Below are 26,279 nucleotides of genomic sequence, written 5' to 3'. Positions count from 1 at the left end.
TTGTGAAGTGTAATCAGGCGAGCGTTCCGGCACCGCGACAGTTAGGCGAGGCCAGTACTGTATCCTGCAGTCCTTCCCACTCCTTCAGGGTATAAGTATGAAGCGCCAGGGCGTGCACGCTGCCGGCTAATTCGGCCGCGAGTTCACCGTAGATGGAGCGATGCCGCGCCAGGAAACGTTGACCCACAAAGCAATCACTGACGATGACCACTTTAAAATGGCTCTCAGACCCGGCAGGAACATTGTGTCGATAACTTTCGTCATGCACTTCCAGATGAGCCGGCTCAAAAGCCAGGCGCAGCTTTTCTTCTATTTGTTCGCGAATCATGGGTATTACTCCTCAATGGCGAGCGCTGTGCCCCATCTCTTTCAATATTAGTCGCTTTTATCGCGCTTTCCCGTAGCCGGACGGTAAATATTCGATTTGCGGCCCGCGCTTCGTCGGCGCGCATGATAACGCAGAGGAAAGCGTCAGCAAACCCGGCGCTTAACGATCCACTCTAAAATCCGCCTGATACGCATTTTCCACTTTGACGGGGCTTTTTTCACTGCCGGGCAATGCTATGATGACGGCAGTTTTTGCAAACCAACCCCCGACACCAACGAGAAAAAGTATGTTGAAAAAACTGTTATTCCCGCTGCTGGCTGCGTTTATTTTGGCCGGCTGTGCAAGCAGCAATAATACCCTTACTATCCAGCCAAAAATTCAGTTGCCGCAGCAGGATCCTGGCCTGATGGGCGTCACCGTCAGCATCAACGGTGCCGATCAGCGTAGCGATCAGGCGCTGGCGAAAGTGAACCGTGATGGTCAGTTAGTGACCCTGACGCCATCGCGCGATCTGCGTTTCCTGCTGCAGGAAGTGCTGGAGAAGCAAATGACCGCACGCGGTTATATGGTCGGTCCGAATGGTGCGGTTGATTTGCAGATTGTGGTCAACAATCTGTATGCCGACGTAACGCAGGGTAATGTGCGCTACAGCATCACCACCAAAGCGGATATTTCGATCATCGCCACCGCCAAAAACGGCAACAAGCAGGTTAAAAACTACCGCCAGACCTACAGCGTAGAAGGTGCGTTCAGCGCCAGTAACCAGAAGATTACTAACGCAGTGAACTCCACCATGAGCGATGTGATCGCTGATATGGCGCAGGACACCAGCGTCAATGACTTCATCAAGCAAAACGCCCGTTAATTCCGCTTCATCCCTGCCCGGCTATGTGCCGGGCACATCGTCACCTTCAGGGTCAGCATGAACCACTATCTTCGTCTTTTCAGTCAAAAAAACGCCGTTGTATTACTGTTACTCGGTTTTGCTTCCGGGCTGCCCCTCGCCCTGACTGCCGGGACGCTGCAGGCGTGGATGACGGTAGAAAATGTTGACCTGAAAACCATCGGCTTCTTTTCGCTGGTGGGTCAGGCTTACGTGTTTAAGTTTCTCTGGTCGCCCATGATGGACCGCTATACCCCGCCGTTTCTCGGGCGGCGTCGCGGCTGGTTACTGCTCAGCCAGCTGGCGCTGATTGGCGGCATTGTGGCGATGGGCTTTCTGCAACCCAGCCGGGATTTGACCCTGATGGCCGCACTGGCGGTGCTGATCGCCTTCTGTTCGGCTTCACAGGATATCGTTTTTGACGCCTGGAAAACCGACATCCTGCCGCCGGAAGAGCGCGGCAGCGGTGCGGCAATTACCGTACTGGGATACCGGCTGGCGATGTTGATTTCGGGCGGACTCGCGCTGTGGCTGGCCGACCGTTATCTGGGCTGGCAGGCGACCTACTGGCTGATGGCGCTGATGCTGGTGCCCGGCATTATCGCCACCCTGCTGGCCCGCGAACCGGATACCCACATCGCTACGCCACATACGCTGCGCCAGGCGGTGGTCGATCCGTTAAAAGATTTTTTCCAGCGCAACAATGCCTGGCTGCTGATCACCCTGATCATCCTTTATAAGCTGGGCGATGCCTTTGCCGCCTCGCTGACGACCACCTTCCTGATTCGTGGCGTGGGCTTCAATGCCGGTGACGTCGGACTGGTCAACAAAACGCTTGGCCTGCTGGCGACGATTATCGGGGCGTTATACGGTGGAGTGCTGATGCAGCGCCTGAGCCTGTTCCGGGCGTTGATGATTTTTGGACTGCTGCAGGCGATATCGAATTTTGGCTACTGGCTGCTGGCGGTAACCGACAAGCAGTTGTGGAGCATGGCGAGCGCGGTATTTGTTGAAAATCTGTGCGGCGGCATGGGGACAGCGGCGTTTGTGGCGCTGCTGATGACGCTGTGTAACAAATCCTTTTCCGCCACCCAGTTTGCGCTGCTGTCGGCGCTCTCCGCCGTTGGCCGGGTCTATGTCGGTCCGGCAGCCGGCTGGCTGGTTGAGCTGTGGGGATGGCCGACGTTCTATGCCTTTACCGTCGTCGCCGGCCTGCCGGGCTTGCTGCTGCTGGCATTCTGCCGCCAGACGCTGGATCAGGTACAGCAAAGCGGCACCTTCCTGGTCCGCTGCTGCTACCCGCAGGGTTATCGCTGGACCCATCGTCTGTTCGCCGCCGGATGCAGCATCCTGGCACTGTGGCTGCTGGCGCTGGCGATCGACGCGCTCGGGGTGCTGACACTCTCTTCGTGGCTGCCAGCGCTGTTTGAAATCGGCATGGCGCTGACCTTGCTGGCGGTGTTGTCTGGCGTGGTGCTGGACTATCGGGCGCTGAAGAACAGCCGCGCGTCGCCGGCCACCAGTCATTAGCAGAATCAATGTTTCACCGGCGATCGCTTATTGTTTTACCGAAGCGCGGTGGTCGCCTGGTTTTATCATCGCGTGTTATTTTAAAAAAAAACATTCTTGCGAAAATAGGATCCTCTGAAATACTAAAAACCGGTGAGCAATTAGTTTGGTTAAATTTCATCGATCAAATGATGCGAATTTGTTAAATAATCTGGAGATAAAAGTAAGGGTTATTCCTTTCCCTGATTTTTTAGCGGTTACTTCCATTGGTTTTTGTTATATTAGCCCCAACTGCTTGTCTGCGTTAATAATTTGTCACCTGAAGCAACATCTGTGACACCCTTAGCAAAAGGTGTCAACACGCCTCTGACACATCCTTAAGCTGGTTTACACTGCATAAACCTTCCCGTAAAATGCGCGCACACTTAAACGACAATAGAGCCCTTTGTCATTGAGGTCGTTAAATGAGACTCAGTAAATACAATAAAAGTTTGGGGATTTTGTCATTAATTGCAGGCACTTTATTAATGAGTGGCTGCGATAGTGCATTGTTAAATCCCAAAGGACAGATTGCACTGGAGCAACGTTCGCTGATACTGACTGCCTTTGGCCTGATGTTGATCGTCGTGATTCCCGCAGTCTTGATGGCCGTGGTGTTTGCCTGGAAATATCGGGCGTCCAACACGAATGCGAAGTACAGCCCGAACTGGTCACACTCTAATAAAGTGGAAGCCGTGGTCTGGACCATTCCGATCCTGATCATTCTCTTCCTCAGCGTGCTGACCTGGAAATCAACCCACGCACTGGAGCCCAGCAAGCCGCTGCAATCCGATGTGAAACCGGTTGAAATCGATGTGGTTGCACTGGACTGGAAATGGTTGTTCATTTACCCGGAACAGGGTATTGCGACCGTGAACCAGATTGCCTTCCCGGCAAATACGCCAGTGAACTTCAAAATCACGTCCAACTCCGTCATGAACTCTTTCTTCATCCCGACACTCGGCAGCCAGATTTATGCAATGGCTGGTATGCAGACCAAGCTGCATCTGATTGCGAATGAGCCAGGGACTTTCGACGGTATCTCTGCGAACTTCAGTGGTCGCGGTTTCTCTGGCATGAAGTTCAAAGCCATTGCAACCAAAGACGATGCGGAATTCCAGCAGTGGGTGGCAAAAGTTAAAGCAGCCCCTAACACGCTGAACACTATGGAAGATTTCGAGAAAGTGGCGGTGCCAAGCGAAAATCATCCGGTGGAATATTTCTCTTCAGCTGATCCGAAACTGTTCTTGCAAGTCATTAACAAGTTCAAGATGAGCCACGGGAAAATGGACATGCCTGAGCACGAAGGTATGGACATGAGTCACGCCGCTTCCGCGGGAGCCGAGGAATAATACGATGTTCGGAAAATTAACACTGGATGCAGTGCCGTACCATGAGCCGATTATCATGGTTACGGTCGCCGGTATCATCTTAGGTGGTCTGGCGCTGGTTGCTGCCATCACCTATTTTGGTAAATGGCAATATCTGTGGTCAGAATGGCTAACGTCTGTTGACCACAAAAAACTGGGTATCATGTATATCATCATGGCATTCGTCATGCTGCTGCGTGGCTTTGCTGATGCAATCATGATGCGTACCCAACAGGTAATGGCTTCGGCCGGGGAAGCGGGCATACTACCACCGCACCACTACGACCAGATCTTTACCGCGCACGGCGTGATTATGATCTTCTTCGTAGCGATGCCGTTCGTGGTTGGCCTGATGAACATCGCCGTACCGCTGCAGATTGGCGCACGCGACGTGGCGTTCCCGTTCCTGAACAACCTGAGCTTCTGGTTTACCGCGGTCGGTGTGATCCTGGTTAACCTGTCGCTGGGTGTGGGCGAGTTCGCACAGACCGGCTGGCTGGCCTATCCGCCGCTCTCCGGCGCGGAGTACAGTCCCGGCGTCGGGGTCGATTACTGGATCTGGAGTCTCCAGCTTTCCGGTATTGGTACGACCTTAACCGGTATTAACTTCTTCGTGACCATTCTGAAGATGCGCGCACCGGGCATGAGCCTGTTCAAAATGCCGGTATTTACCTGGACCGCGCTATGCACCAACGTCCTGATCATCGCTGCGTTCCCGGTTCTTACCGTTACGCTGGCACTGTTGACCCTTGATCGTTATCTCGGCTTCCATTTCTTCACCAATGAAATGGGCGGGAACATGATGATGTACGTCAACCTGATCTGGGTCTGGGGTCATCCGGAAGTTTACATTCTGGTTCTGCCGGTGTTTGGTGTGTTCGCTGAAATTACCGCGACCTTCTCCAAAAAACGCCTGTTTGGTTACACCTCACTGGTGTGGGCGACCATCGCCATTACCGTACTGTCGTTCATCGTCTGGCTGCACCACTTCTTCACCATGGGTGCGGGTGCCAACGTTAACGCCTTCTTCGGTATCATGACGATGATCATCGCGATTCCGACCGGGGTTAAAATCTTTAACTGGCTGTTCACCATGTATCAGGGCCGCATTCAGATGCACTCTGCCATGCTGTGGACCGTTGGCTTCCTGGTAACCTTCTCCGTAGGGGGTATGACCGGCGTACTGCTGGCCGTTCCGGGCGCTGACTTCATTCTGCACAACAGCCTGTTCCTGATTGCACACTTCCATAACGTAATTATCGGTGGTGTGGTGTTCGGTTGTATGGCGGGCGTGACCTACTGGTTCCCGAAAGCCTTTGGCTTCACCCTGAACGAAACCTGGGGTAAGCGCGCATTCTGGTTCTGGATCATTGGCTTCTTTGTTGCCTTTATGCCGCTGTACGCACTGGGCTTCATGGGTATGACCCGTCGTCTGAGCCAGGATATCGATCCACAGTTCCACTCCTTACTGGTGGTTGCTGCGGTCGGTGCTGGTCTGATTGCAATGGGTATCCTGTGTCAGCTGACCATGTTCTACGTTTCGGTCCGTGACCGTGACCAGAATCGCGATGTGACCGGTGACCCGTGGGGCGGCCGTACGCTGGAGTGGGCAACCTCTTCACCACCACCGTTCTACAACTTTGCTGTCATCCCGCATGTCCATGAGCGTGACGCTTTCTGGGAAATGAAAGAGAAAGGCGAAGCGTACAAACAGCCGGAAAAATATGAAGAAATTCATATGCCGAAAAACAGCGGCGCTGCACTGGTTATCTGTGCATTCGCTACAGTTATGGGCTTCGCGCTGATCTGGCATATCTGGTGGCTGGCTGGCCTCTCATTCCTCGGCATGATCGTTACCTGGATCGTGAAGAGCTTCGACGAAGACGTGGATTACTACGTTCCGGTTGCCGAAGTTGAGCAGATTGAGAAGCAGCACTTTGACGAAATCAGCAAAGCAGGTCTGAAATAATGTCAACTGAAACTCTGATTAAGCATCACCACGACGCCCATGCGGAGCATGGGCATCACGATGCAGGAGCCAATAAAGTCTTTGGTTTCTGGATCTACCTGATGAGTGACTGCATTATCTTCGCAACCCTGTTTGCGACCTATGCAGTTATGGTCAACAACACTGCCGGTGGCCCGGCAGGTAAAGATATCTTTGAACTGCCGTTTGTTCTGGTAGAAACCGCCCTGCTGCTGTTGAGTTCGATCACTTACGGCATGGCTGTTATCTCGATGAACAAGGAGCAAAAAGGTGCCGTTATCGGCTGGCTGGCGCTGACCTTCCTGTTTGGTCTGGGCTTCATCGGCATGGAAATCTATGAATTCCATCACCTGATTGCTGAAGGCTTCGGTCCGGATCGCAGTGGCTTCCTGTCTGGCTTCTTTACGCTGGTCGGTACCCACGGTCTGCACGTGACCTCCGGTCTGATTTGGATGCTGGTACTGATGTTCCAGATTTCCAAACGCGGCCTGAATGCCACTAACCGTACCCGTATCATGTGTCTGAGCCTGTTCTGGCACTTCCTGGACGTGGTCTGGATTTGCGTCTTCACCGTTGTTTACCTGATGGGAGCCATGTAATGAGTCATTCTGTTAACGAACATGGCGCTTCTCACGGTAGCGTGAAGTCTTACATGATCGGCTTCATCCTCTCTATCATCCTGACGGCGATCCCGTTCTGGATGGTAATGGATGGCAGTGCATCTCACGGTACCATTCTCGGTGTTGTGCTGGTCTGTGCAGTGATTCAGGTGCTGGTGCACCTGGTCTACTTCCTGCATTTAGACAGCAAATCTGAGGGTGGCTGGAACATGGTGGCCATTGTCTTCTCGGCAATTATCATCCTGATTGTCGTAGTAGGCTCACTGTGGATCATGTGGAACCTTAACTACAACATGATGCCTCACTAAAGAGTCGCGCGTAATGTTTAAGCAATACCTGCAAGTTACAAAACCAGGAATTATTTTCGGGAATTTAATTTCTGTGATCGGCGGATTTCTGCTGGCTTCTAAAGGCAGCATTGATTACGCCCTGTTTCTCACCGCACTGGTTGGCGTGTCACTGGTGGTCGCATCAGGTTGTGTTTTCAACAACGTGATTGACCGCGACATCGACATCAAAATGGAGAGAACCAGGAATCGGGTGCTGGTAAAAGGCCTCATCTCCGCGAAAGTAAGCCTGGTTTATGCCACTGTTTTGGGTATTGCTGGCTTTGCGTTGCTCTATTTCGGCGCTAACCCGCTGGCCATGTGGCTGGCGGTGATGGGCTTCGTGGTGTACGTTGGCGTTTACAGCCTCTATATGAAGCGTAATTCAGTCTACGGAACGCTGATCGGCAGCCTGTCTGGCGCCGCGCCGCCGGTGATCGGTTACTGTGCGGTCTCCAACGAGTTTGATGCAGGCGCGTTAATCCTGCTGGCGATCTTTAGCCTGTGGCAGATGCCGCATTCGTACGCGATTGCCATCTTCCGCTTTAAAGATTACCAGGCAGCGAACATCCCGGTTCTGCCGGTGGTGAAAGGCATCTCAGTCGCGAAGAATCATATTACGCTCTACATCCTGGCGTTTATGATTGCTACGCTGATGCTGACGCTGGGCGGATACGCCGGCTACAAATATCTGGTGGTGGCTGCTGCCGTTAGCGTCTGGTGGCTGGGCATGGCGTTATCGGGCTATAAGACCGCTAACGATCGGGTCTGGGCACGTAAGCTGTTCGTCTTCTCCATCGTCGCCATCACCGCACTCAGCGTGATGATGTCGGTAGATTCGATGGCTCCGGCCTCGAAAGACCTGCTGACCTACGTCTGGTAACTGATACCGCAACAGCATGATAAGGGCGCGATTTTCGCGCCCTTTCTTTTTGTTACCACTGCTTAAAAACTATTATTTTACCCGCCCTGCCCCGCCCCCTAGAATAAACGCAGCACATTAACAGAGGTTGGAATGAACGATAATAAAATGACTCCGGTGGAGCTGCGCGCCACATGGGGCCTCGGTACGGTCTTTTCCCTGCGCATGTTGGGAATGTTCATGGTCCTGCCGGTATTAACCACATATGGCATGGCGTTACAGGGCGCGAGTGAAACCTTAATCGGCCTGGCGATTGGTATTTACGGCCTTGCTCAGGCGATATTTCAGATTCCTTTTGGCCTGCTATCCGATCGTATCGGTCGTAAACCGCTGATCGTCGGCGGACTGCTGCTGTTTGTGCTGGGCAGCATCATTGCGGCCTGCACCGAATCGATCTGGGGAATTATTCTGGGCCGCGCGCTGCAGGGGTCCGGAGCCATTGCCGCCGCAGTGATGGCGCTGCTGTCCGATCTGACGCGCGAACAGAACCGCACCAAAGCGATGGCCTTTATCGGCATTAGTTTCGGTATTACCTTTGCGATTGCGATGGTGGTCGGCCCCATCGTCACCCACGCGCTGGGCCTGCATGCGCTGTTCTGGATGATTGCGATTTTGGCGTCGCTCGGCATCGTGATTACCCTGCTGGTGGTGCCGTCCGCCTCCCATCACGTGCTGAATCGCGAATCCGGGATGGTGAAAGGCAGTTTCCGCAAAGTGCTGGCCAACTCCCGGCTGGTTAAGCTCAATATCGGTATTTTCTGCCTCCACGTGCTGTTGATGTCGAGCTTTGTCGCCCTGCCCGGGCAGTTTGAGCAGGCAGGCTTCCCGGCACCTGAGCACTGGAAAGTCTATCTCGCCACCATGCTGATCGCCTTTGCTGGCGTGGTACCGTTTATCATCTACGCCGAAGTGAAGCGTCGTATGAAGCGGGTGTTTGTCGGCTGCGTCGGGATGATCGTGGTAGCGGAAATTGTACTGTGGGGCGCGGCGGGCCACTTCTGGACGCTGGTGGTCGGGGTGCAGCTATTCTTCTTCGCCTTCAACCTGATGGAAGCGATCCTGCCGTCGCTGGTGAGTAAAGAGTCCCCTGCCGGTTATAAAGGCACGGCGATGGGCCTCTACTCCACCAGCCAGTTCCTCGGCGTGGCGGTGGGCGGCAGCATGGGTGGCTGGGTATTTGGCCACTTCGATGCGCAAACGGTATTCCTGGTCGGTGCTATAGTCGCCGCCGCGTGGCTGTTTGTCAGTATGACGATGCAGGAGCCGCCGTATGTCAGCAGCCTGCGGCTGGTGCTGAGCGATGCGGCACTGGCAGCGCCGAATCTGGAGCAGCGTCTGAAAGCCCAGCCGGGCGTTAACTCTGTGTTTATCGTGCCCGAAGAGAAAAGCGCCTACATCAAAATTGATAGCAAGGTTACCAGCCGCCCTGAGCTGGAAGCTCTGTTAGGCAGTTGCTAGTTTAAAATGGGTTCTGCCGGTTAAATCTGGCCGATTAGCCCGTTTCGCTGTGGGATCGAACTGGCTCAGGGAACACGGTCAGATCGGAAAGACGCAAAAGCCGCCATCCATGGCACGCTCGGCCCGCGCCGTCCCTGGCGCGGGACGCTTTCCTCTTCTGCCCGTGTTCCCTGCGCCCCTGAGCTTTTGAATTGCTGCCAGGAGCAACCGCATTTAAATTTGTGAGTAGCCTCAACCCCAGTTTAATCCTGGCTCCAGAAAGTTCATAACTTAAGCAATATTGGTCAACCCCCACTCAACAGCTTCAAACCCGGCACAAGCCTTACTTACAGACGACTCATAAATGGAAAGCGATGGGAGCCTGTGCCTGTAGCAAAGCATCGCGGGCCAGGGACAAAAACGCCGGGAGCGTTTTTGAACAACGCAACGTGTTGGCCCGGCTACGGGCGCACCTCAGGGATGAGGTGCGTAATCGCCCGCGCTGAGCCGCCATGGATGGCGCTTTTGCGTCTTTGCGAAAGGCACAGGCTCCCTGAGCCAGCGCGCGATCGCACAGACGACCTCTCGCTCAACAACAAAAAACCGGCCTTAGCCGGTTTTTTTCACTACCTTCAGGCTGAGGAAACGCAGCCTGCCCCGCTTAGTCGCGGAAGTTTTTAAACTGGAACGGCTGCCCCAGATTGCTGCCGCGCACGATCGCCATCGCACCCTGCAAATCATCACGGGCTTTGCCGGTAACACGCAACGCTTCGCCCTGAATCTGAGTCTGCACTTTCAGCTTGCTGTCTTTAATCAGCTTCACCAGCTTCTTCGCCACGTCGCTTTCAATGCCTTTTTTCAGTTTGGCATCGACCGCCCAGCTTTTACCGCTGTGCTCAATCTCTTCCGGCACCTCTAAGGCACCGCCTTCAATTCCGCGCTTCAGCAGCTTCTCACGCAAAATATCGACCAGCTGTTTGACCTGGAAGTCAGACTCGCTGGTGATTTTGATGGTTTCATTCTTTTCGTTGAGCTCAAATTCGGCGCTCACGTTGCGGAAATCAAAGCGGGTAGACACTTCACGGTTGGCATTTTCCACCGCATTGCGAATTTCCTGCAGATCGACTTCTGAAACGATATCGAAAGATGGCATCTCTTCTTCTCCTGACGCTAAAGTGACATGCATAATACGCGTCTTACGGTGCTAAATAAAATCAGGCTGCACACAACGCTATACTTGTTTTGTGACAGTGAAAAATAAATAGATAGCCCGCCAGCGGGAGGCAGTATGAAAATTACCGTGTTAGGTTGCGGCGCTCTGGGTCAGGTGTGGCTCACGGCGCTGGCCCGCCAGGGACACGAGGTTCAGGGGTGGCTGCGGGTGCCACAGCCCTATTGCTCAGCCAACGTCGTCGATCCGCAAGGCAACATTTCAAACCGCACCTTTATTGCTAACGATCCGCTGTTTCTGGCCGAGAGCCAGTTGCTGCTGGTGACACTGAAAGCGCCGCAGGTGTCGCCTGCGGTTAAAAACCTCGAAAGCGTGCTGGCGGAAAACTGCCCGGTACTGCTGCTGCATAACGGTATGGGCACGCTGGAGGAGCTAAAAGGGCTAACCCAACCGCTGCTGCGCGGTGTCACTACTCATGCAGCGATGCGCGACGGGACGGTAATCAAACACATCGCCAGCGGCATTACCCACATCGGGCCGGGCAACCGTAAAAGCGCCGCTTACAGCGATATCGCCGACATCCTGCATCACGCCCTGCCCGACGTCGCCTGGCACGACAATATCCGCGCCGCCTGCTGGCGTAAGCTGGCGGTCAACTGCGTCATCAACCCGATGACGGTGGAATATGATTGTCAGAACGGTGCCTTACGCGCTTACGCCGATCAGATCGCGCGGCTGTGTGATGAAATCAGTTGGGTGATGGAGCGTGAAGGTCAGAACGTCGCCAGCGAAAGCCTGCAGGATATTATCTTTGATGTGATTGAAAGCACCGCGGCCAATACCTCGTCGATGCTGCAGGACGTTCGCGCCCAGCGGATGACCGAAATTGATTATATCAGCGGCTTTCTGCTGCGCCGCGCCCGAACCCACGGTCTGGTGCTGACGGAAAACAGCCGGCTGTACGACATTGTTAAACGTAAGGAGTCCTATTATGTCCGCGAACGCATCGGTACTGGTTTGCCTGGCACATGGCAGTGAAGAGACCGAAGCCGTCACCACCATCGATCTGCTGGTGCGGGGTGGACTAAAGGTGGTCACCGCCAGCGTTGAGAGTGATGGCAACCTTGAAATTCGCTGCTCGCGCGGCGTGCGTCTGCTGGCTGATGCCCCGCTGGTTGAAGTAGCCGACAACGATTATGCCGCGATTGTGCTGCCCGGCGGGCTGAAAGGCGCCGAGACGTTTCGCGACAGTCCGTTGCTGGTTGAAACGGTGCGCCAGTATCATCTCAACGACAAAATCGTGGCGGCCATCTGTGCCGCAGCCGGCACGGTGCTGGTGCCACACGACCTGTTTCCGATTGGCAACATGACGGGCTTCCCCGGATTGAAACAGACAATACCTGAAGAAAAATGGATGGAACGGCGGGTCGTCTGGGATCCACGGGTGAAGCTGCTGACCAGTCAGGGTCCCGGTACGGCAATGGATTTCGCCCTGAAGCTGATCGATCTGCTGGTGGGAAAAGAGAAAGCGCGCGAGGTGGCCGCACAGCTGGTGCTGGCACCGGGCATTTACGATTATCAGGCCTGATAATACTGAAGGCGACCCGTCAGGAGCGTGCTGGTCCTGACGGATCGTGTTACCGGCGCCGAAGGACTACGGACGGTAAACTTTGACGTTCTTATAGCCCTGCTCGTGCAGGTAGAGCGCCTGCAAACGACTCATCACGCCGCGATCGCAGTAAAGCAACCAGGTACGGTTCTGGTCGAGATCGCCAAACTGGCTGCTGAGCTTATAAAACGGCAGCGATTTGACTTCGGTGGCACTGAGCTTTAACGGGTTCTCTTCCTGCTCATCGATCGCCCGAATATCCAGCACGATGTCGTTATCGCCCAGCGAGGCCACGGTTTCGACTTCCACTACCTCTTCTTCAGTCTGTTCGGCGATGGTACGAATATCGACATTGGTTGCTTCTTCCACCACCCGATTAAGAATATCGAAATCGAAATTCTGCTCTTCGGCCTCAATTTTCGCCTTAACTGCTTTCACCGTCGGGCTTTTTGAGATCACGCCGCAATATTCCGGCATGGTGCTGGCAAAATCTTCGGTGCCGATCTCACGCGCCACCTTGATGATGTGTTCTTTATCATGCGAGATCAGCGGACGCAGAATCAGGGTATCCGAGGCGTTATCGATCAGGCGCAGGTTGGTCAGCGTCTGGCTGGAGACCTGGCCAACCGCTTCACCGGTCACCAGCGCCTGTACGCCGTAGCGCTCAGCAATCATTGAGGCAGCACGCACCATCATGCGTTTCAGCACCACGCCCATCTGGCCGTCATCGACTTTTTCGAGGATTTCACCTACTACCGGCTCGAAGTTAATCGCCACGAAGCGAACGCGGTGCGAACGGCCGAAGCGATTCCACAGATAATGTGCGACCTGACGGACGCCAATTTCATGCGCTGCGCCACCCAGATTAAAGAAGCAGTAGTGCACGCGGCTGCCGCGACGCAGCAGCATGTAGCTGGAGACGCCGGAGTCGAAGCCGCCGGAAATTAGCGACAGCACATCTTCCTGGGTGCCGATTGGGAATCCGCCCAGCCCTTCGTAACGCGCCGTCACCAGCGTCAGACGGTTCTCTTCCACTTCAAGATTCACCGTCACGTCCGGATTCTTAAGCTGTACCCGGGCGCTCTCGATGTGCTGGTTCAGCCCGCCACCGACGTACCGTTCCACATCCTGCGAACTGAAGCTATGCTTACCGCGACGTTTAACGCGGACGCAGAAGCTCTTTCCTTCCAGGCTGTCGCGATACTGGGCTAAAGTCTGTTCAAAGATGTGATGAATATCGGTGTACTCACGATCTTCAACGGCTAAAACGTGATGGATCCCCGGAATGCGCGTCAGCTCATCAGGAATAATCTCCCCGAGCGCCGGATTTTTCGAACGCACTTCAATGTGATCCCAGTAACGCACTACCGCGATCTCATCACTGACCGTCTTCAGGACGTTGCGGATATTGCTGGCAAGAATCTTAATAAAGCGCAAACGCACCGACGGACTCTTGATGGTGATTTCAGGAAATAACTTGATGATAAACTTCATGGCGACACAGCTTCGTTGGGCAAATAAGTGCTAAAACAGGCTGCACTTAGCTGGTAAAATCACAAAATTGCGGGCTGCATGGCGCAACCGCATCCGAGGCGCAGGAGTATATCACCTTTGTCAGGTGACTGCTTCTTCAACAGCCGCCGCATTGATTATTTTGCTAATCATTTGGTCTCAGCTACCATGACCGATTGCAGGATAATGTCCCAACCGTGAGTCGATCCGAAATATGCCGAAAAAAGCCGAACAGCCAGCCAGCTTTGAAACGTCATTGCAGCAGCTGGAACAGATAGTCAGCCGTCTGGAAAGTGGTGAACTGCCGTTGGAAGAGGCGTTAAATGAGTTTGAACGGGGCGTGCAGCTGGCGCGTACCGGTCAGCAAACGTTGCAACAGGCTGAACAGCGTGTGCGCATTTTGCTGAGCGATGATAAAGATGCCGACCTCACCTCTTTTACCCCGGAAAACGACTAATGGATTTTGCCCAGATGCTCAACGGGTATCACCAGCAGGTGAATGCCGCGTTGACGCGCTTTATAGAGCCACTCCCTTTTCAGAGTTCTCCTCTGGTTAATGCCATGCATTATGGGGCATTATTAGGCGGTAAACGTCTGCGCCCTTTTCTGGTTTATGCCACCGGCGAAATGCTCCATGCCGACCCGGCGAGTCTGGATGCGCCCGCTGCGGCGGTTGAATGCATCCACGCGTACTCCCTGATTCATGACGATCTCCCTGCAATGGACGACGACGCACTGCGTCGCGGTCAGCCGACCTGCCACATTAAATATGGCGAAGATACCGCGATACTGGCTGGCGATGCACTACAGACGCTGGCCTTCTCGATTCTGACCGATGAGCCGATGCCCGGCGTCAGCGCGGAATATCGGCTGATGATGCTGTCGGAACTGGCGCGGGCCAGCGGCGTGGCGGGTATGTGTGGCGGCCAGGCGCTGGATCTGGCGGCAGAAGGTCAGTCGGTCGATCTGCTGCAGCTGGAGCAGATTCATCGCCATAAAACCGGCGCACTGATTCGGGCCGCGGTGCGGCTGGGTGCGCTGGCGGCGGGTGAAGCAGGTCGTGCAGCATTACCGGCACTTGACCGCTATGCTGATGCTATCGGGCTCGCCTTTCAGGTGCAGGACGATATTCTGGATGTGGTGGGCGATACCGCGATTATCGGAAAACGTCAGGGTGCCGACCAGCATCTCGGCAAAAGCACCTATCCTTCACTGTTAGGATTAGAACAGGCCCGTGCCAAAGCGCGGGATTTGTATCAGGAAGCCCTTGATGCATTAGAAATTCTCGCAGCGCAATCTTATAACACCACAGCATTGCAGGCGCTGGCGAGCTTCATAATTGAACGCGACAAATAACTTCCATAATGAGTCTCTGATGAGTTTTGATATTGCGAAATACCCGACACTGGCGCTGGCAAATACGGTTCAGGAGCTGCGCGCCCTGCCGAAAGAGAAGCTGCCGGCGCTCTGTGATGAACTGCGTCAGTACCTGTTAGACAGTGTGAGTCGCTCCAGTGGCCACTTTGCATCGGGTTTGGGCGTGGTCGAACTGACGGTTGCGCTTCATTATGTCTATAACACCCCGTTCGATCATCTGGTGTGGGATGTCGGCCATCAGGCTTATCCGCATAAAATTCTGACCGGTCGTCGCGATCGCATCGGCACCATTCGCCAGAAAAATGGCGTGCATCCTTTTCCGTGGCGCGGCGAAAGCGAATATGACGTGCTGAGCGTCGGCCACTCATCGACCTCGATCAGCGCCGGTCTCGGCATGGCGGCGGCGGCAGAGCGTGAAGGCCTCGGTCGTCGCACCGCCTGTATTATCGGCGATGGCGCGATCACCGCCGGTATGGCGTTTGAAGCGATGAACCACGCGGGCGATATCAAACCTGACATGCTGGTGATCCTGAATGATAACGAGATGTCGATTTCAGAGAACGTCGGCGCGTTAAACAACCGGCTGGCGCAGATCCTGTCGGGCAAAACCTATGCGCGCCTGCGCGAAGGCGGTAAGCGGGTGCTGACCGGCCTGCCGCCGATTAAAGAGCTGGTGCGCCGCACCGAAGAGCATCTGAAAGGCATGGTGGTGCCGGGTACGCTGTTTGAAGAGCTGGGCTTCAATTACATTGGTCCGGTCGACGGCCATGACGTGCTGACGCTGGTCAATACCCTGAGCAACATGCGTAGCCTGAAAGGGCCGCAGTTCCTGCACATCATGACCAAAAAAGGCAAAGGCTACGCCCCGGCGGAAGAAGATCCGATCGCCTGGCATGCGGTGCCAAAATTCGATCCCGCCAGCGGTGAACTGCCTAAAAGCGCAGAAGGCCTGCCGAGCTACTCAAAAATCTTCGGCAACTGGCTGTGCGAGATGGCAGCTGACGATCCGAAACTGATGGCGATTACCCCGGCGATGCGTGAAGGTTCCGGCATGGTCGGCTTCTCACGCGAATATCCCAACCAGTATTTTGACGTGGCGATCGCCGAGCAGCATGCGGTGACCTTTGCGGCCGGGATGGCGATTGGCGGTTACAAACCGATCGTCGCCATCTACTCTACTTTCCTGCAGCGCGCCTACGATCAGCTGATTCACGACGTGGCTATCCAGAAACTGCCGGTGCTGTTTGCTATCGATCGCGGCGGCATTGTTGGCGCGGACGGCCAGACCCATCAGGGCGCGTTTGATCTGGCGTATCTGCGCTGTGTGCCGGATATGGTGATCATGACGCCAAGTGATGAGAACGAATGCCGACAGATGCTCTACACCGGCTACCACTATCAGGATGGCCCGAGCGCGGTACGCTATCCGCGTGGCACCGGCATCGGCACGCCGCTGGCACCGCTGCAAAGTCTGCCGCTGGGCAAAGGCGTGGTGAAGCGTCAGGGCGAAAAACTGGCGATCCTTAACTTCGGTACGCTGTTACCCGAGGCCGCGGCGGCGGCGGAAGCGCTCAATGCCACGCTGGTGGATATGCGCTTCGTTAAGCCGCTGGATGAGGCGCTGATTGCTGAGCTTTCGACCCGTCACGAGGCGTTAATCACGCTGGAAGAAGGGGCGATCAAAGGCGGCGCGGGCAGCGGCGTCAACGAACTGGTGATGGCGAAACGTCTGCGCATTCCGGTACTGAATATCGGCCTGCCCGACGAGTTTATCCCGCAGGGTACGCAGGACGAAATCCGTCATGACTATCTGCTGGACGCCGAAGGCATTCAGCAACAGATCGCCAGCTGGCTGGTACAGTAACCTCCCTTCCCTGCGCTCCTCTCGGGGAGCGCAGCCCCTGCTATGCTTATTCTCTGCTAAAAATCATGCGCTATGCCGCGGGAGTCATTATGAAAACCATTCAACTGGGTAATACCGATCTGCAGGTTTCACGTCTCTGTCTCGGCTGTATGACCTATGGTGAGCCGACGCGCGGAAATCACGCCTGGACGCTGCCGGAAGCCAGCAGCCGCCCGCTGATTCAGCAGGCGCTGAATGCCGGCATCAACTTTTTTGACACCGCCAACAGCTATTCCGATGGCAGCAGTGAAGAGATCCTCGGTCGGGCGCTGAAAGATTTTGCCCGTCGCGACGAGGTGGTAGTTGCCACCAAAGTTTACTTCCCGCTGAGTAACCTGTCGCAGGGCCTGTCGCGCCAGAATATCCTGCAATCAATTGATGACAGCCTGCAACGCCTTGGCATGGAGTATGTCGACCTGCTGCAGATCCACCGCTGGGATTACGACACGCCGCTGGAAGAGACGCTGGAAGCGCTGCACGACGTGGTGCAGGCCGGTAAAGCGCGCTATATCGGTGCCTCATCGATGCATGCCAGCCAGTTTGCCCAGGCATTAACCCTGCAGAAGCAACAGGGCTGGCATCGCTTCGTCAGCATGCAGGATCAGTACAACCTGATCCAGCGTGAAGAGGAACGTGAAATGCATCCACTCTGCCTGCAGGAACAGATTGCGGTACTGCCGTGGAGCCCGCTGGCGCGCGGTAAGCTAACCCGTCCGTGGGGCGAAACCACGGCACGATCGACCTCGGATAAGGTGATGGCGTCGCTGTATGCCAATACCGAAGAGAACGATGCGGCGATTGCGCAACGTCTGGCGCAGGTGGCTGAGGATAAAGGCGTCACCCGGGCGCAGGTCGCCCTGGCCTGGCTGCTGAGTAAACCCGCCGTGACCGCCCCGATTATTGGTGCCTCACGGGCTGAGCAGTTCGATGATTTGGTCAGGGCGGTAGATGTGACGCTGAGTGAGGCTGAGATTGCTACGCTGGAAGAGGTCTATCAACCGCATCAGGCGGTCGGATTCGAATAAACGCTGACGCCCGCACCTTAACCGAGGAGTTAAGGTGCGCGCCGCTAACGGCATCCGATGCCGGATGCCGGCAGTATTAGCTGGCCAGCCAGCTACCGATGCCGTACAGCATCGCGGCGGCAATCACGCCGGCAATAATATCGTCGACCATGATGCCCATGCCGCCATGCACGTTGCGATCGAACCAGCGTATCGGCCAGGGTTTCCACATATCCAGAATGCGGAACAGCACAAAGCCGCCCAGCACCCACTGCCAGCTGTTGACCGGGATCGCCATCAGGGTGATCCACATGCCAATAAACTCATCCCAGACAATACTGCCGTGATCGTGAACGCCCATATCTTTGGCGGTACGGTGACAGAGATAGACGCCGACGCAGATCCCCACCAGCACCACCAGCGAATAGAGATCCTGGGGCAGATGCGTCATCAGCCACCAGAAGGGGATCGCCGCCAGCGAGCCCATGGTACCCGGAACCACCGGGCTGAGTCCGCTGCCGAAACCGGTTGCCAGCAGATGCCAGGGATTGCTCATCCGCAGGCGGCCTTTTGCCACGTCGTTATTTAATATCAAAGTGATCAAACCCTTTATGGCGGAACGTCGCTGGCTTGCCGTTTTCCAGCAGCATCAGCCCTTCTGACTCCGGTGCCATCTGACCAATGCAGGTATAAGGCACACCAAGGTGGCCGAGCGCCACGTCCAGCGCGCCGCGGTTTACCTCGGGTACGGTGAAGCAGAGTTCATAATCTTCACCGCCGCTCAGCGCCCAGCGTAAAACCTGCTCGGGTTCGAAGTGATCGCGTAGCGCGGCGGAAAGCGGTAACGCGTCGAGGTTAAGGCGCGCACCACAGCCGCTGGCTTTCAGCACATGGCCGAGATCAGAGATCAAACCGTCTGAGAGGTCGACCGCCGAGGTGGCCAGAGAACGCAACGCCTGTCCCTGCAGAATGCGCGGCATCGGCCGCAGATGGCGCTTAATCAGCGCTTCATGCACCGCCGGATCGCTGATGCGGCAGTGATGTTGCAGCAGCGCCAGACCGGCCGCACTGTCACCCAGCGTGCCGGTAACGTAGATCCAGTCACCCGGTTTTGCTCCTGAACGTTTCAGGGCGCGGCCCTGCGGCACCAGGCCGTGGATCGCCAGCGTCAGGCTCAGCGGACCACGGGTGGTATCGCCGCCCACCAGCTGCATATCGTAATATTCCAGCAGCTCGAACAGGCTGGTGCTAAAGGCAGCGAGCCAGCTCTCATCGACCTGTGGCAGGGTTAAGGCCAGCGTCAGCCACGCCGGATCGGCGCCCATGGCAGCAAGATCGCTGAGGTTAACCGCCAGCGCTTTGTAGCCTAAATCGGCAGGATGGATATCCCGTAAGAAATGCACACCCGCGACCAGGGTATCGGTACTGATCGCCAGCGTCTGTTTTTCCGGCACGCTAAGTAACGCACAATCATCGCCGATGCCAAGTTCAACATCACGACGGCTGCGCGTTCTGCGGTTGAAGTAGCGTGCGATGAGTTCGAATTCACCACAAGACATAATTACGTTCCGCTTAACCCTTAATGAAAAAAGGCCGGCAAGCCGGCCTTTTTATTTATTTGCGATGGGGTCGAATCTGTGGACCGGCTTTATCCAGCACGCCGTTAACAAATTTATGACTGTCTTCAGCGCCGAACACTTTCGCCAGCTCAATCCCTTCGTTGATGGCCACTTTATACGGCACATCATCGCGTTTGCTCAGCTCATACAGCGAGATACGCAGGATAGCTTTCTCGACCTGGCCCAGCTCTTCGAGCTGACGCGACAGGTAAGGCTTCATCAGTCCATCCAGATACGCACTGTTGGTCGCCACACCGGACAGCAGTTCGCGGAAATAGCTAATGTCGACGTCTTTGACGTCTTGTTCCGCCAGAAACTGGTATTCCACATCGGCAATGTCGTTGTTGGACAACTGCCAGGAGTAAAGCGCCTGAACAGCGCACTCACGGGCGCGACGACGAGCAGCAGGTTTCACAAAATTCCCCTTACAAAAATCAGGCTTTGATGGCTTTCAATACGTTGATCATTTCGAGCGCGGTCAGGGCCGCTTCGGCACCTTTATTACCGGCTTTGGTGCCAGCACGCTCAATGGCCTGCTCGATATTTTCGGTGGTCAGCACGCCGAACGCGACAGGAATCTCGCTGTTCATGGCAACGCTGGCGATACCGGAGCTGGCTTCACCGGCCACATATTCGAAGTGAGCAGTGCCACCACGAATTACCGTGCCCAGTGCAATAACGGCGTCATATTTGCTGGTGTTTGCCAGTGCGCGCGCTGCCAGCGGCAGTTCATACGCACCCGGAACCCAGACTACGGTGATATTGTCATCTTTGACCTGGCCAATACGTTTCAGGGCATCAACTGCACCATCCAGCAGGCTGTCATTAATGAAGTTGTTAAAACGCGCAATAACGATGGCGACATTGGCCTCAGGCGTTGCAACAGCAGCTTCGATAACTTTCATACTTATCCTTTCAGGGGGTTTGTTTGGCCCCGCGCAGGGGGGCGGATTCTATCATACTCTTCGGCGGCGTGCTCTCGCTTTTCCGTCCGTGTTATTGCGGCGTCAGGGTCAGGCGTAAATCCTCGCCGACCTGGCGAACGTCGCGGAAAATCAGGCCCGGCGCATCAGCCAGACGATCAAGGCCCGGTAGCTGGCACAGGCCACGTCCCTGGTCGCCAAGTAATTTCGGTGCCAGATAGACAATCAGTTCATCGACCAGTCCGGCCTGCAACAGCGCGCCCGCCAGGCTGGCTCCCGCTTCGACCCAGACGCTGTTTACCTGACGCTGGCCCAGCAGCATCATCATCGCTACCAGATCCAGCTGCTGCTCGCGCAGCGGCACGGCGATCTGACTGACGCGCTCTGGCCAGTGCTGCTGATCGGGTTGATGACGCATCAGCCAGGTTTCACCCGGCTGGTCAATGATGCGATGCTGCGGCGTCACGCGGTTCTGGCTGTCAATAATCACCCGCAGCGGCTGCCGCAGTTGCTGTTGATCGAGTAACGCCTGAGTCTCCGGGTTGAGTTCGGACCAGCGCACCGTCAGCGACGGATCGTCAGCCAGCACCGTGGCGCTGCTGCTGAGGATTGCGGCACTTTGCGCCCGCAACCGCTGCACATCGCGACGGGCGGCCGCCGAGGTGATCCACTGGCTTTCGCCATTCGCCATCGCGGTGCGGCCATCGAGGGAGGCACCCAGCTTAAGCTTGATCCACGGAAAACCGGTGCGCATCCGTTTCAGGAAACCGCGGTTCAGGGCTTCCGCTTCTTCCATCATCAGACCGTGGCTGACCGCAATCCCGGCCTGATGCAGCCGGTGTAAGCCGCGACCGGCAACCTGCGGATTGGGGTCCTGCATTGCGGCGACCACCCGGCTCACGCCCGCGGCTATCAGCGCGTCGCTGCAGGGCGGCGTACGTCCATGATGGCTGCACGGCTCCAGCGTGACATAGGCGGTGGCGCCACGCGCTTTGTCACCGGCCATTCGCAGCGCATGCACTTCCGCGTGCGGTTCGCCGGCGCGCTGATGCCAGCCCTCACCCACTACCTGATCGTCACGGACAATCACACAGCCGACGTTCGGATTGGGCATGGTGGTAAAACGGCCGCGGCGCGCCAGTTCCAGCGCGCGCGCCATATAGACTTCATCGCTCATGGCTTAATCCTGTAACCGGGCGATCTCTTCGCCAAAATCACGAATATCTTCGAAGCTGCGATAAACCGAGGCGAACCGGATATAGGCGACTTTATCGAGCTTTTTCAGCTCGTCCATCACCAGATTACCAATCAGTTTACTGGGAATTTCGCGTTCACCCGTGGCGCGCAACTGGGTTTTAATGTGGTTCACCGCACTCTCGACCGCGTCAGCACTCACCGGACGCTTCTCAAGCGCTTTCATCATCCCGCTGGCCATTTTGTCTTCATTGAAAGGTTCACGCACGTCATTACTTTTTACCACGCGCGGCATCACCAGCTCCGCTACTTCGAAGGTGGTAAAGCGTTCATGACACATCAGACACTGGCGCCGGCGTCGCACCGACGATCCTTCACTAACCAGACGAGAATCAATCACTTTGGTGTCCACAGCGGAGCAGAATGGGCAATGCATGACGTTTCCTGACGCGAGATAGATGGGCCTGACAGTGTAGCGCGAACTGCCGGTCAACAAAATCTCTTCCGTGCGGTTGCCTGGTTCGCTTCTCAGCATAATCAGTGGTAAATTTGACCTGCAGCAAAAGGGACTACGCTTAATAAGCTGCACGTTAAATATTTTACCTAACACATCGGAGGTTTTATGGGCTTGTTTAATTTCGTCAAAGAAGCGGGTGAGAAGTTGTGGGATGCCGTGAACGGCGGCGACGACCCAAGTAAAAAATTGCAGGAGCACATTAATAAGCTGGGATTGCCTGACAGTAACAAAGTCGACGTCAAAGTGAACGGCGATACCGTCACAGTAAGCGGTGATGGCCTGTCACAGGAACTGAAAGAGAAGATTCTGATCGCCGCCGGTAACGTTGCCGGTATCACCAAAGTCGAAGACAAGGTGACAACCAGCGACAGCGCCACCGAGTCTGAACTTTACACCGTCAAAAAAGGCGACACTCTCAGCGCTATCTCGAAGCAGGTTTACGGAAATCCTAACGAATACAACAAGATTTTCGAAGCCAACAAACCTATGCTGTCGCATCCTGATAAGATCTATCCTGGCCAGGTTTTACGCATTCCAAAATAACCGACAAGGATAAACTTATGATCAGGACGGTTTGGGCGCCAGCAGCAGTTTCGCTGGCGTTACTGAGCGGTTGTAGTACTTCCGCGACCAACCCACAGGTTAAGCAGCTGCATCAGGAAGTGAGCCAGCTCAATCAGCAGATGCAACACTTAACCACCCAGGCCAGCGCGCTGGAGATACAGGGGCAGCTGAACAGCCATTCCGCCAACGGCGCATGGCTGGTGCCGCAGGCGAATACCCCGGTTGCCTTGCAGACCCAGCTCGGTACGCTGCGACTGACGTTGTCGCCGGTGATCGCCGAAGCCAGTGGATCGCGGACCACGCTGTCAATCCGCGCGATGGGCGATCAGCCGTTGCCTGCCCTGCATGCGACGGTGATCTGGGGCGAACTCGACCCGGCGACCGGCAAACCGCTCAACAGTGATAGCCTGAGTCAGACCATCGCCGTGCCCGCCTCGCTGTTAGCGCAACATACGGTCGAGGTTCCACTGCGGCTAAGTGGCCTGACGCCGGATCAGCTCGGGTTTATCCGGGTGCACGATGTCACCGCTGACGCACCGGCGCAAACCGTTCCTGCCGCGCCTTAACCGGCGCATAAAAAAACGGGCTGCCATCACTGGCAGCCCGTTTTATCATTCCGCCGCGCTTACGGCAGGATAGAAGGCTGATCGGCGCCCTCTTTCTCAACTTTCTGCACCAGCATATGTTCACGCTTCATGCCCAGCTTCAGCGCCAGCGCCGAAGAGACATAAATTGATGAAATCGTACCGATGGTCACACCGATCAACATGGTCAGTGAGAAGCCTTTCAGCAACGCGCCACCAAAGATGAACAGGATCAGGATCATCGCCAGCGTGGTCAGTGAGGTAATCAGGGTACGGCTTAACGTCTGGGTCAGCGACACGTTGGTAATGTCGTAAGAGCTGCCGCGGCGAATCTTGCGGAAGTTCTCACGAATACGGTCGGAAACCACGATTTTATCGTTAAGCGAGTAGCCAATCACCGACATCAGCGAGGCGACAATCGTCAGGTCGATCTCAATCCGGAACAGCGCCAGCAGTCCGCAGGTAATGATGACGTCATGCGCCAGCGCCAGCACGGTGCCCAGCGCCAGACGCCACTCAAAGCGGAAACCGATATAGATCAGAATCGCAATCAGCGCCGACAACAGTGCCATCGCCCCCGCCTGCGCCAGATCGCTGCCGACGCTCGGGCCGACAAACTCAATGCGCTTAACGGTCGCGTTCTGCTGGGTGGTCTGGTTGATCACCGACACCACTTTGTTACCTAACTCGGTGCCTGCCGGGCCGCTGACCGGTGCCATGCGCACCATCACGTCACGGCTGCTGCCGAAGTTTTGTACCAGCGGCTCGTCGAAGCCCGCTTTTACCAGATCGCCACGCAGCGTATCGAGGTCGGCCGGTTTTTCCAGCGCGATCTCAATCACCGTACCGCCGGTGAAATCGAGACCCCAGTTGAAGCCACGAATGCCGACAATCGCAATCGCGGCTACGATCAGCAGCCCCGAAATGATGAAGGCCAGCTTATCCCAGCGCATAAAGTCGACGACTTTACGCCCGTGGTTCAACTGCTCAATGTTATATTCCTGTGCCACAACGCACTCCTCAGATAGACAGCTTGTTGATGCGTTTGCCACCGTAAACCAGGTTAACAATGGCACGGGTACCGACGATCGCGGTGAACATTGAGGTCGCGATACCAATTGCGGTAGTAATCGCAAAGCCTTTGATCGAACCGGTGCCGACCGCATAAAGAATGATGACTTTGATCAGGGTGGTCACGTTCGCATCGACAATACTGGAGAAGGCACCTTTATAGCCTTCATGAATTGCCTGCTGAACCGAGCGCCCGTTACGCAACTCTTCTTTAATACGTTCGTTAATCAGTACGTTAGCATCGACTGCTACCGCCAGCGTTAACACAATACCGGCAATACCCGGCATGGTCAGGGTCGCACCAGGCAGCAGTGACATGACGCCGACGATCAGCACCAGGTTCACCAGCAGCGCACTGGTCGCAATCAGACCAAACTTCTTGTAGAACACCACCATAAACAGGATCGACGCAAGCAGGCCCCACAGGCAGGCTTCCAGACCCTGGGTAATGTTCTGCTGTCCCATGGTCGGACCGATAGTGCGCTCTTCCACAATCTGGATAGGCGCAATCAACGCACCGGCACGCAGCAGCAGCGACAGCTGACGCGCTTCGTTCGGGTTGTTGATACCGGTGATGCGGAAGCTGTTCCCCAGACGAGACTGGATGTTGGCGACGTTAATCACCTCTTCCTGTTTCACCAGAATTGAACGGCCATTGGCATCTTTCTTACCGCTGTCTTTGTACTCCACAAACAGGGTCGCCATCGGCTTGCCGATGTTGTCCTTGGTGAAGTTCGACATGATGTTACCGCCCGCGCCATCCAGTGAAATGTTCACCTGTGGCTGGTTGTACTCATCCATGCTGGAGGTCGAGTCGGTGATGTGGTCACCGGTCAGGATCACCCGCTTGTAGAGCACCACCGGCTGGCCGTCACGCATATCTTTGACTTCAGAGTCACCCGGCACCCGACCACTGGCCGCCGCGGTAGGATCAACGCTGGTATTCACCAGACGGAATTCCAGCGTCGCGGTCGCACCCAGAATCTCTTTGGCGCGTGCAGTGTCCTGAATCCCTGGCAGCTCAACCACAATGCGATCGGAACCCTGACGCTGTACCAGTGGTTCGGCCACGCCCAGCTGGTTCACACGGTTACGCAGAATCGTGATGTTCTGCTGAACCGCATATTCACGCGCTTCGCTCAGGCGCGCATCGCTCATGGTGGCGCGCAGCGCATCGCTGCCGCTGCTGTTGATCACCAGATCCTGATGACGGGAGGTCAGCCAGGAGACGGCAGCATCGCGGCTGGCGGCGTCACGGAAACGAATTTCCACCCCGTAGTTCGCGATTTTGTTGACGTTGGTATAAGGAATATTTTTGGTGCGCAGGTCGCTACGCAGCGTATCGGCATTCTGCTCCTGCAGCTTGCCTAAGGCGGTATCCATGTCCACTTCCATCAGGAAGTGCACGCCGCCACGCAGATCGAGACCGAGTTTCATCGGTTCCGCTGACAGCATCGTCAGCCAGCGTGGCGTGGCCGGTGCCAGGTTCAGCGCCACAACGTAGTCTTCGCCCAGCGCTTTCATGATCGCTTCTCGGGCGCGTAACTGCACATCGGTGTTAGCGAAACGCGCGGTAATGGCGCCATTTTCCAGCGCAACGGATTTGCTCTGGATATTGTCTTGTTTTAATGCGGACTGAATGTGATCCAACGTCTGCTCACTGGCGGCGCTTCCGCGCGCGCCAGTGATTTGAACGGCCGGATCCTCACCATACAGGTTGGGAAGCGCATACAGCAGGCCGACGAGAATCACGACGACCAGCATCACATACTTCCACAAAGGATAACGATTTAACACGGCAGTTCCCTTA

At 55.7% G+C, this 26,279-nt stretch carries 27 protein-coding genes; 16 read left to right on the top strand and 11 right to left on the bottom strand.

Annotated features, from left to right (window positions below; translation table 11 throughout):
• Positions 1-13: 13 nt before the first annotated feature.
• Positions 14-328 (bottom strand): transcriptional regulator BolA, encoded by a 315-nt coding sequence (bolA, locus tag AC6I8I_RS04455; RefSeq protein WP_159859905.1) that lies wholly within the window; start codon positions 326-328, stop codon positions 14-16.
• A 286-nt stretch (positions 329-614) separates the two neighbouring features.
• Here bolA and AC6I8I_RS04450 point away from each other — a divergent pair, with 286 nt between their 5' ends.
• The 8 genes from AC6I8I_RS04450 to AC6I8I_RS04415 all read left to right on the top strand — a co-directional run bounded on the left by AC6I8I_RS04450 (position 615) and on the right by AC6I8I_RS04415 (position 9,442).
• Complete coding sequence (locus tag AC6I8I_RS04450) at positions 615-1,193, top strand: lipoprotein (protein ID WP_094120188.1); 579 nt, start codon at positions 615-617, stop codon at positions 1,191-1,193.
• 57 nt (positions 1,194-1,250) lie between these two features.
• Positions 1,251-2,741 (top strand): muropeptide MFS transporter AmpG, encoded by a 1,491-nt coding sequence (ampG, locus tag AC6I8I_RS04445; protein WP_312758283.1) that lies wholly within the window; start codon positions 1,251-1,253, stop codon positions 2,739-2,741.
• 443 nt (positions 2,742-3,184) lie between these two features.
• Positions 3,185-4,111: a cytochrome o ubiquinol oxidase subunit II gene (gene cyoA / locus AC6I8I_RS04440; protein WP_031374679.1), complete on the top strand. Its 927-nt coding sequence runs from the start codon at positions 3,185-3,187 to the stop codon at positions 4,109-4,111.
• A 4-nt stretch (positions 4,112-4,115) separates the two neighbouring features.
• Positions 4,116-6,098, top strand: a complete 1,983-nt coding sequence (gene cyoB, locus AC6I8I_RS04435) for a cytochrome o ubiquinol oxidase subunit I (RefSeq protein WP_312053399.1) — start codon at positions 4,116-4,118, stop codon at positions 6,096-6,098.
• Positions 6,098-6,715, top strand: coding sequence for a cytochrome o ubiquinol oxidase subunit III (locus AC6I8I_RS04430; protein WP_009091720.1), 618 nt, complete (start codon positions 6,098-6,100; stop codon positions 6,713-6,715). Before cyoB ends, AC6I8I_RS04430 begins: the two co-directional genes overlap by 1 nt.
• A complete protein-coding gene (locus AC6I8I_RS04425) occupies positions 6,715-7,044 on the top strand; it encodes a cytochrome o ubiquinol oxidase subunit IV (RefSeq protein WP_008924889.1) in 330 nt (109 codons plus the stop codon). Before AC6I8I_RS04430 ends, AC6I8I_RS04425 begins: the two co-directional genes overlap by 1 nt.
• A 13-nt stretch (positions 7,045-7,057) precedes the next feature.
• On the top strand, positions 7,058-7,945 hold the full coding sequence (cyoE, locus tag AC6I8I_RS04420; RefSeq protein WP_046288485.1) for a heme o synthase: 888 nt from the start codon (positions 7,058-7,060) through the stop codon (positions 7,943-7,945).
• Between the two features lie 132 nt (positions 7,946-8,077).
• Positions 8,078-9,442, top strand: a complete 1,365-nt coding sequence (locus AC6I8I_RS04415) for an MFS transporter (RefSeq protein ID WP_312758287.1) — start codon at positions 8,078-8,080, stop codon at positions 9,440-9,442.
• Between the two features lie 640 nt (positions 9,443-10,082).
• On the opposite strand, the gene AC6I8I_RS04410 is transcribed toward AC6I8I_RS04415, so the two are convergent.
• Entirely contained in the window at positions 10,083-10,574 is a 492-nt protein-coding gene (locus AC6I8I_RS04410) for a YajQ family cyclic di-GMP-binding protein (protein WP_003852530.1), read from the bottom strand.
• Positions 10,575-10,709: 135 nt separating this feature from the next.
• On the opposite strand from AC6I8I_RS04410, the gene panE reads away from it, so the two are divergent.
• Complete coding sequence (gene panE / locus AC6I8I_RS04405) at positions 10,710-11,630, top strand: 2-dehydropantoate 2-reductase (protein WP_312053393.1); 921 nt, start codon at positions 10,710-10,712, stop codon at positions 11,628-11,630.
• Positions 11,584-12,180, top strand: coding sequence for a protein deglycase YajL (gene yajL, locus AC6I8I_RS04400; RefSeq protein WP_497828361.1), 597 nt, complete (start codon positions 11,584-11,586; stop codon positions 12,178-12,180). The genes panE and yajL overlap by 47 nt, the downstream gene beginning before the upstream one ends.
• A gap of 66 nt (positions 12,181-12,246) precedes the next feature.
• Here yajL and thiI read toward each other — a convergent pair whose 3' ends face one another.
• Complete coding sequence (gene thiI / locus AC6I8I_RS04395) at positions 12,247-13,695, bottom strand: tRNA uracil 4-sulfurtransferase ThiI (RefSeq protein ID WP_312053389.1); 1,449 nt, start codon at positions 13,693-13,695, stop codon at positions 12,247-12,249.
• A 232-nt stretch (positions 13,696-13,927) separates the two neighbouring features.
• Here thiI and xseB point away from each other — a divergent pair, with 232 nt between their 5' ends.
• From xseB to AC6I8I_RS04375, 4 genes are all read left to right on the top strand, one after another.
• Positions 13,928-14,170, top strand: coding sequence for an exodeoxyribonuclease VII small subunit (xseB, locus tag AC6I8I_RS04390; RefSeq protein WP_031374685.1), 243 nt, complete (start codon positions 13,928-13,930; stop codon positions 14,168-14,170).
• Positions 14,170-15,069 (top strand): (2E,6E)-farnesyl diphosphate synthase, encoded by a 900-nt coding sequence (ispA, locus tag AC6I8I_RS04385; protein WP_312758290.1) that lies wholly within the window; start codon positions 14,170-14,172, stop codon positions 15,067-15,069. Before xseB ends, ispA begins: the two co-directional genes overlap by 1 nt.
• Positions 15,070-15,088: 19 nt before the next feature.
• Positions 15,089-16,954, top strand: a complete 1,866-nt coding sequence (gene dxs / locus AC6I8I_RS04380) for a 1-deoxy-D-xylulose-5-phosphate synthase (RefSeq protein ID WP_497828360.1) — start codon at positions 15,089-15,091, stop codon at positions 16,952-16,954.
• 89 nt (positions 16,955-17,043) lie between these two features.
• Entirely contained in the window at positions 17,044-18,018 is a 975-nt protein-coding gene (locus tag AC6I8I_RS04375) for an aldo/keto reductase (protein WP_312053382.1), read from the top strand.
• A gap of 76 nt (positions 18,019-18,094) precedes the next feature.
• Here the strand turns inward: AC6I8I_RS04375 and pgpA are convergent, their stop codons facing one another.
• The 6 genes from pgpA to nrdR form a co-directional block, all read right to left on the bottom strand.
• A complete protein-coding gene (gene pgpA / locus AC6I8I_RS04370) occupies positions 18,095-18,589 on the bottom strand; it encodes a phosphatidylglycerophosphatase A (RefSeq protein WP_312053735.1) in 495 nt (164 codons plus the stop codon).
• Entirely contained in the window at positions 18,579-19,556 is a 978-nt protein-coding gene (thiL, locus tag AC6I8I_RS04365) for a thiamine-phosphate kinase (RefSeq protein ID WP_312053381.1), read from the bottom strand. The genes pgpA and thiL overlap by 11 nt, the downstream gene beginning before the upstream one ends.
• Positions 19,557-19,611: 55 nt before the next feature.
• Positions 19,612-20,031, bottom strand: coding sequence for a transcription antitermination factor NusB (gene nusB, locus AC6I8I_RS04360; protein ID WP_094120174.1), 420 nt, complete (start codon positions 20,029-20,031; stop codon positions 19,612-19,614).
• Positions 20,032-20,050: 19 nt separating this feature from the next.
• Entirely contained in the window at positions 20,051-20,521 is a 471-nt protein-coding gene (ribH, locus tag AC6I8I_RS04355) for a 6,7-dimethyl-8-ribityllumazine synthase (RefSeq protein ID WP_031374691.1), read from the bottom strand.
• A gap of 91 nt (positions 20,522-20,612) precedes the next feature.
• Complete coding sequence (ribD, locus tag AC6I8I_RS04350) at positions 20,613-21,716, bottom strand: bifunctional diaminohydroxyphosphoribosylaminopyrimidine deaminase/5-amino-6-(5-phosphoribosylamino)uracil reductase RibD (RefSeq protein ID WP_497828359.1); 1,104 nt, start codon at positions 21,714-21,716, stop codon at positions 20,613-20,615.
• Positions 21,717-21,719: 3 nt separating this feature from the next.
• Positions 21,720-22,169, bottom strand: a complete 450-nt coding sequence (nrdR, locus tag AC6I8I_RS04345) for a transcriptional regulator NrdR (RefSeq protein WP_009091750.1) — start codon at positions 22,167-22,169, stop codon at positions 21,720-21,722.
• A gap of 186 nt (positions 22,170-22,355) precedes the next feature.
• Between nrdR and lysM the strand changes: the two genes are divergently transcribed.
• Together lysM and AC6I8I_RS04335 are read left to right on the top strand one after the other, a co-directional pair.
• The gene (gene lysM, locus AC6I8I_RS04340) at positions 22,356-22,793 is read left to right on the top strand and encodes a peptidoglycan-binding protein LysM (protein WP_312057648.1); all 438 of its coding nucleotides are present in this window, start codon (positions 22,356-22,358) and stop codon (positions 22,791-22,793) included.
• A gap of 17 nt (positions 22,794-22,810) precedes the next feature.
• On the top strand, positions 22,811-23,380 hold the full coding sequence (locus tag AC6I8I_RS04335; protein WP_312057646.1) for a SadB/YajI family lipoprotein: 570 nt from the start codon (positions 22,811-22,813) through the stop codon (positions 23,378-23,380).
• 59 nt (positions 23,381-23,439) lie between these two features.
• Here the strand turns inward: AC6I8I_RS04335 and secF are convergent, their stop codons facing one another.
• Together secF and secD are read right to left on the bottom strand one after the other, a co-directional pair.
• Positions 23,440-24,408: a protein translocase subunit SecF gene (secF, locus tag AC6I8I_RS04330; protein WP_031374694.1), complete on the bottom strand. Its 969-nt coding sequence runs from the start codon at positions 24,406-24,408 to the stop codon at positions 23,440-23,442.
• Between the two features lie 10 nt (positions 24,409-24,418).
• Positions 24,419-26,266 carry a protein translocase subunit SecD gene (secD, locus tag AC6I8I_RS04325; protein WP_312758297.1) on the bottom strand — a complete coding sequence of 616 codons (1,848 nt, stop codon included), beginning with the start codon at positions 26,264-26,266 and terminating at the stop codon, positions 24,419-24,421.
• Positions 26,267-26,279: the final 13 nt, after the last annotated feature.

It is taken from the genome of Pantoea sp. X-Soil-YNGN-775 (genome assembly GCF_059730575.1).
The sequence above is the reverse complement of the archived record's forward strand: the minus strand, read 5'-3'. Positions and strand labels throughout refer to the sequence as shown.

Bases quoted from the DNA above. Each gene is read 5' to 3' on its own strand.
- thiL (WP_312053381.1), bottom strand. From the start codon at position 19,556: ATGTCTTGTGGTGAATTCGAACTCATCGCACGCTACTTCAACCGCAGA.
- cyoE (WP_046288485.1), top strand. From the start codon at position 7,058: ATGTTTAAGCAATACCTGCAAGTTACAAAACCAGGAATTATTTTCGGG.
- panE (WP_312053393.1), top strand. From the start codon at position 10,710: ATGAAAATTACCGTGTTAGGTTGCGGCGCTCTGGGTCAGGTGTGGCTC.
- AC6I8I_RS04425 (WP_008924889.1), top strand. From the start codon at position 6,715: ATGAGTCATTCTGTTAACGAACATGGCGCTTCTCACGGTAGCGTGAAG.
- ribH (WP_031374691.1), bottom strand. From the start codon at position 20,521: ATGAAAGTTATCGAAGCTGCTGTTGCAACGCCTGAGGCCAATGTCGCC.
- lysM (WP_312057648.1), top strand. From the start codon at position 22,356: ATGGGCTTGTTTAATTTCGTCAAAGAAGCGGGTGAGAAGTTGTGGGAT.
- AC6I8I_RS04375 (WP_312053382.1), top strand. From the start codon at position 17,044: ATGAAAACCATTCAACTGGGTAATACCGATCTGCAGGTTTCACGTCTC.
- yajL (WP_497828361.1), top strand. From the start codon at position 11,584: ATGTCCGCGAACGCATCGGTACTGGTTTGCCTGGCACATGGCAGTGAA.
- bolA (WP_159859905.1), bottom strand. From the start codon at position 328: ATGATTCGCGAACAAATAGAAGAAAAGCTGCGCCTGGCTTTTGAGCCG.
- thiI (WP_312053389.1), bottom strand. From the start codon at position 13,695: ATGAAGTTTATCATCAAGTTATTTCCTGAAATCACCATCAAGAGTCCG.
- ribD (WP_497828359.1), bottom strand. From the start codon at position 21,716: ATGAGCGATGAAGTCTATATGGCGCGCGCGCTGGAACTGGCGCGCCGC.
- ampG (WP_312758283.1), top strand. From the start codon at position 1,251: ATGAACCACTATCTTCGTCTTTTCAGTCAAAAAAACGCCGTTGTATTA.
- AC6I8I_RS04415 (WP_312758287.1), top strand. From the start codon at position 8,078: ATGAACGATAATAAAATGACTCCGGTGGAGCTGCGCGCCACATGGGGC.
- AC6I8I_RS04430 (WP_009091720.1), top strand. From the start codon at position 6,098: ATGTCAACTGAAACTCTGATTAAGCATCACCACGACGCCCATGCGGAG.
- cyoA (WP_031374679.1), top strand. From the start codon at position 3,185: ATGAGACTCAGTAAATACAATAAAAGTTTGGGGATTTTGTCATTAATT.
- xseB (WP_031374685.1), top strand. From the start codon at position 13,928: ATGCCGAAAAAAGCCGAACAGCCAGCCAGCTTTGAAACGTCATTGCAG.
- AC6I8I_RS04335 (WP_312057646.1), top strand. From the start codon at position 22,811: ATGATCAGGACGGTTTGGGCGCCAGCAGCAGTTTCGCTGGCGTTACTG.
- ispA (WP_312758290.1), top strand. From the start codon at position 14,170: ATGGATTTTGCCCAGATGCTCAACGGGTATCACCAGCAGGTGAATGCC.
- cyoB (WP_312053399.1), top strand. From the start codon at position 4,116: ATGTTCGGAAAATTAACACTGGATGCAGTGCCGTACCATGAGCCGATT.
- AC6I8I_RS04410 (WP_003852530.1), bottom strand. From the start codon at position 10,574: ATGCCATCTTTCGATATCGTTTCAGAAGTCGATCTGCAGGAAATTCGC.
- nrdR (WP_009091750.1), bottom strand. From the start codon at position 22,169: ATGCATTGCCCATTCTGCTCCGCTGTGGACACCAAAGTGATTGATTCT.
- dxs (WP_497828360.1), top strand. From the start codon at position 15,089: ATGAGTTTTGATATTGCGAAATACCCGACACTGGCGCTGGCAAATACG.
- AC6I8I_RS04450 (WP_094120188.1), top strand. From the start codon at position 615: ATGTTGAAAAAACTGTTATTCCCGCTGCTGGCTGCGTTTATTTTGGCC.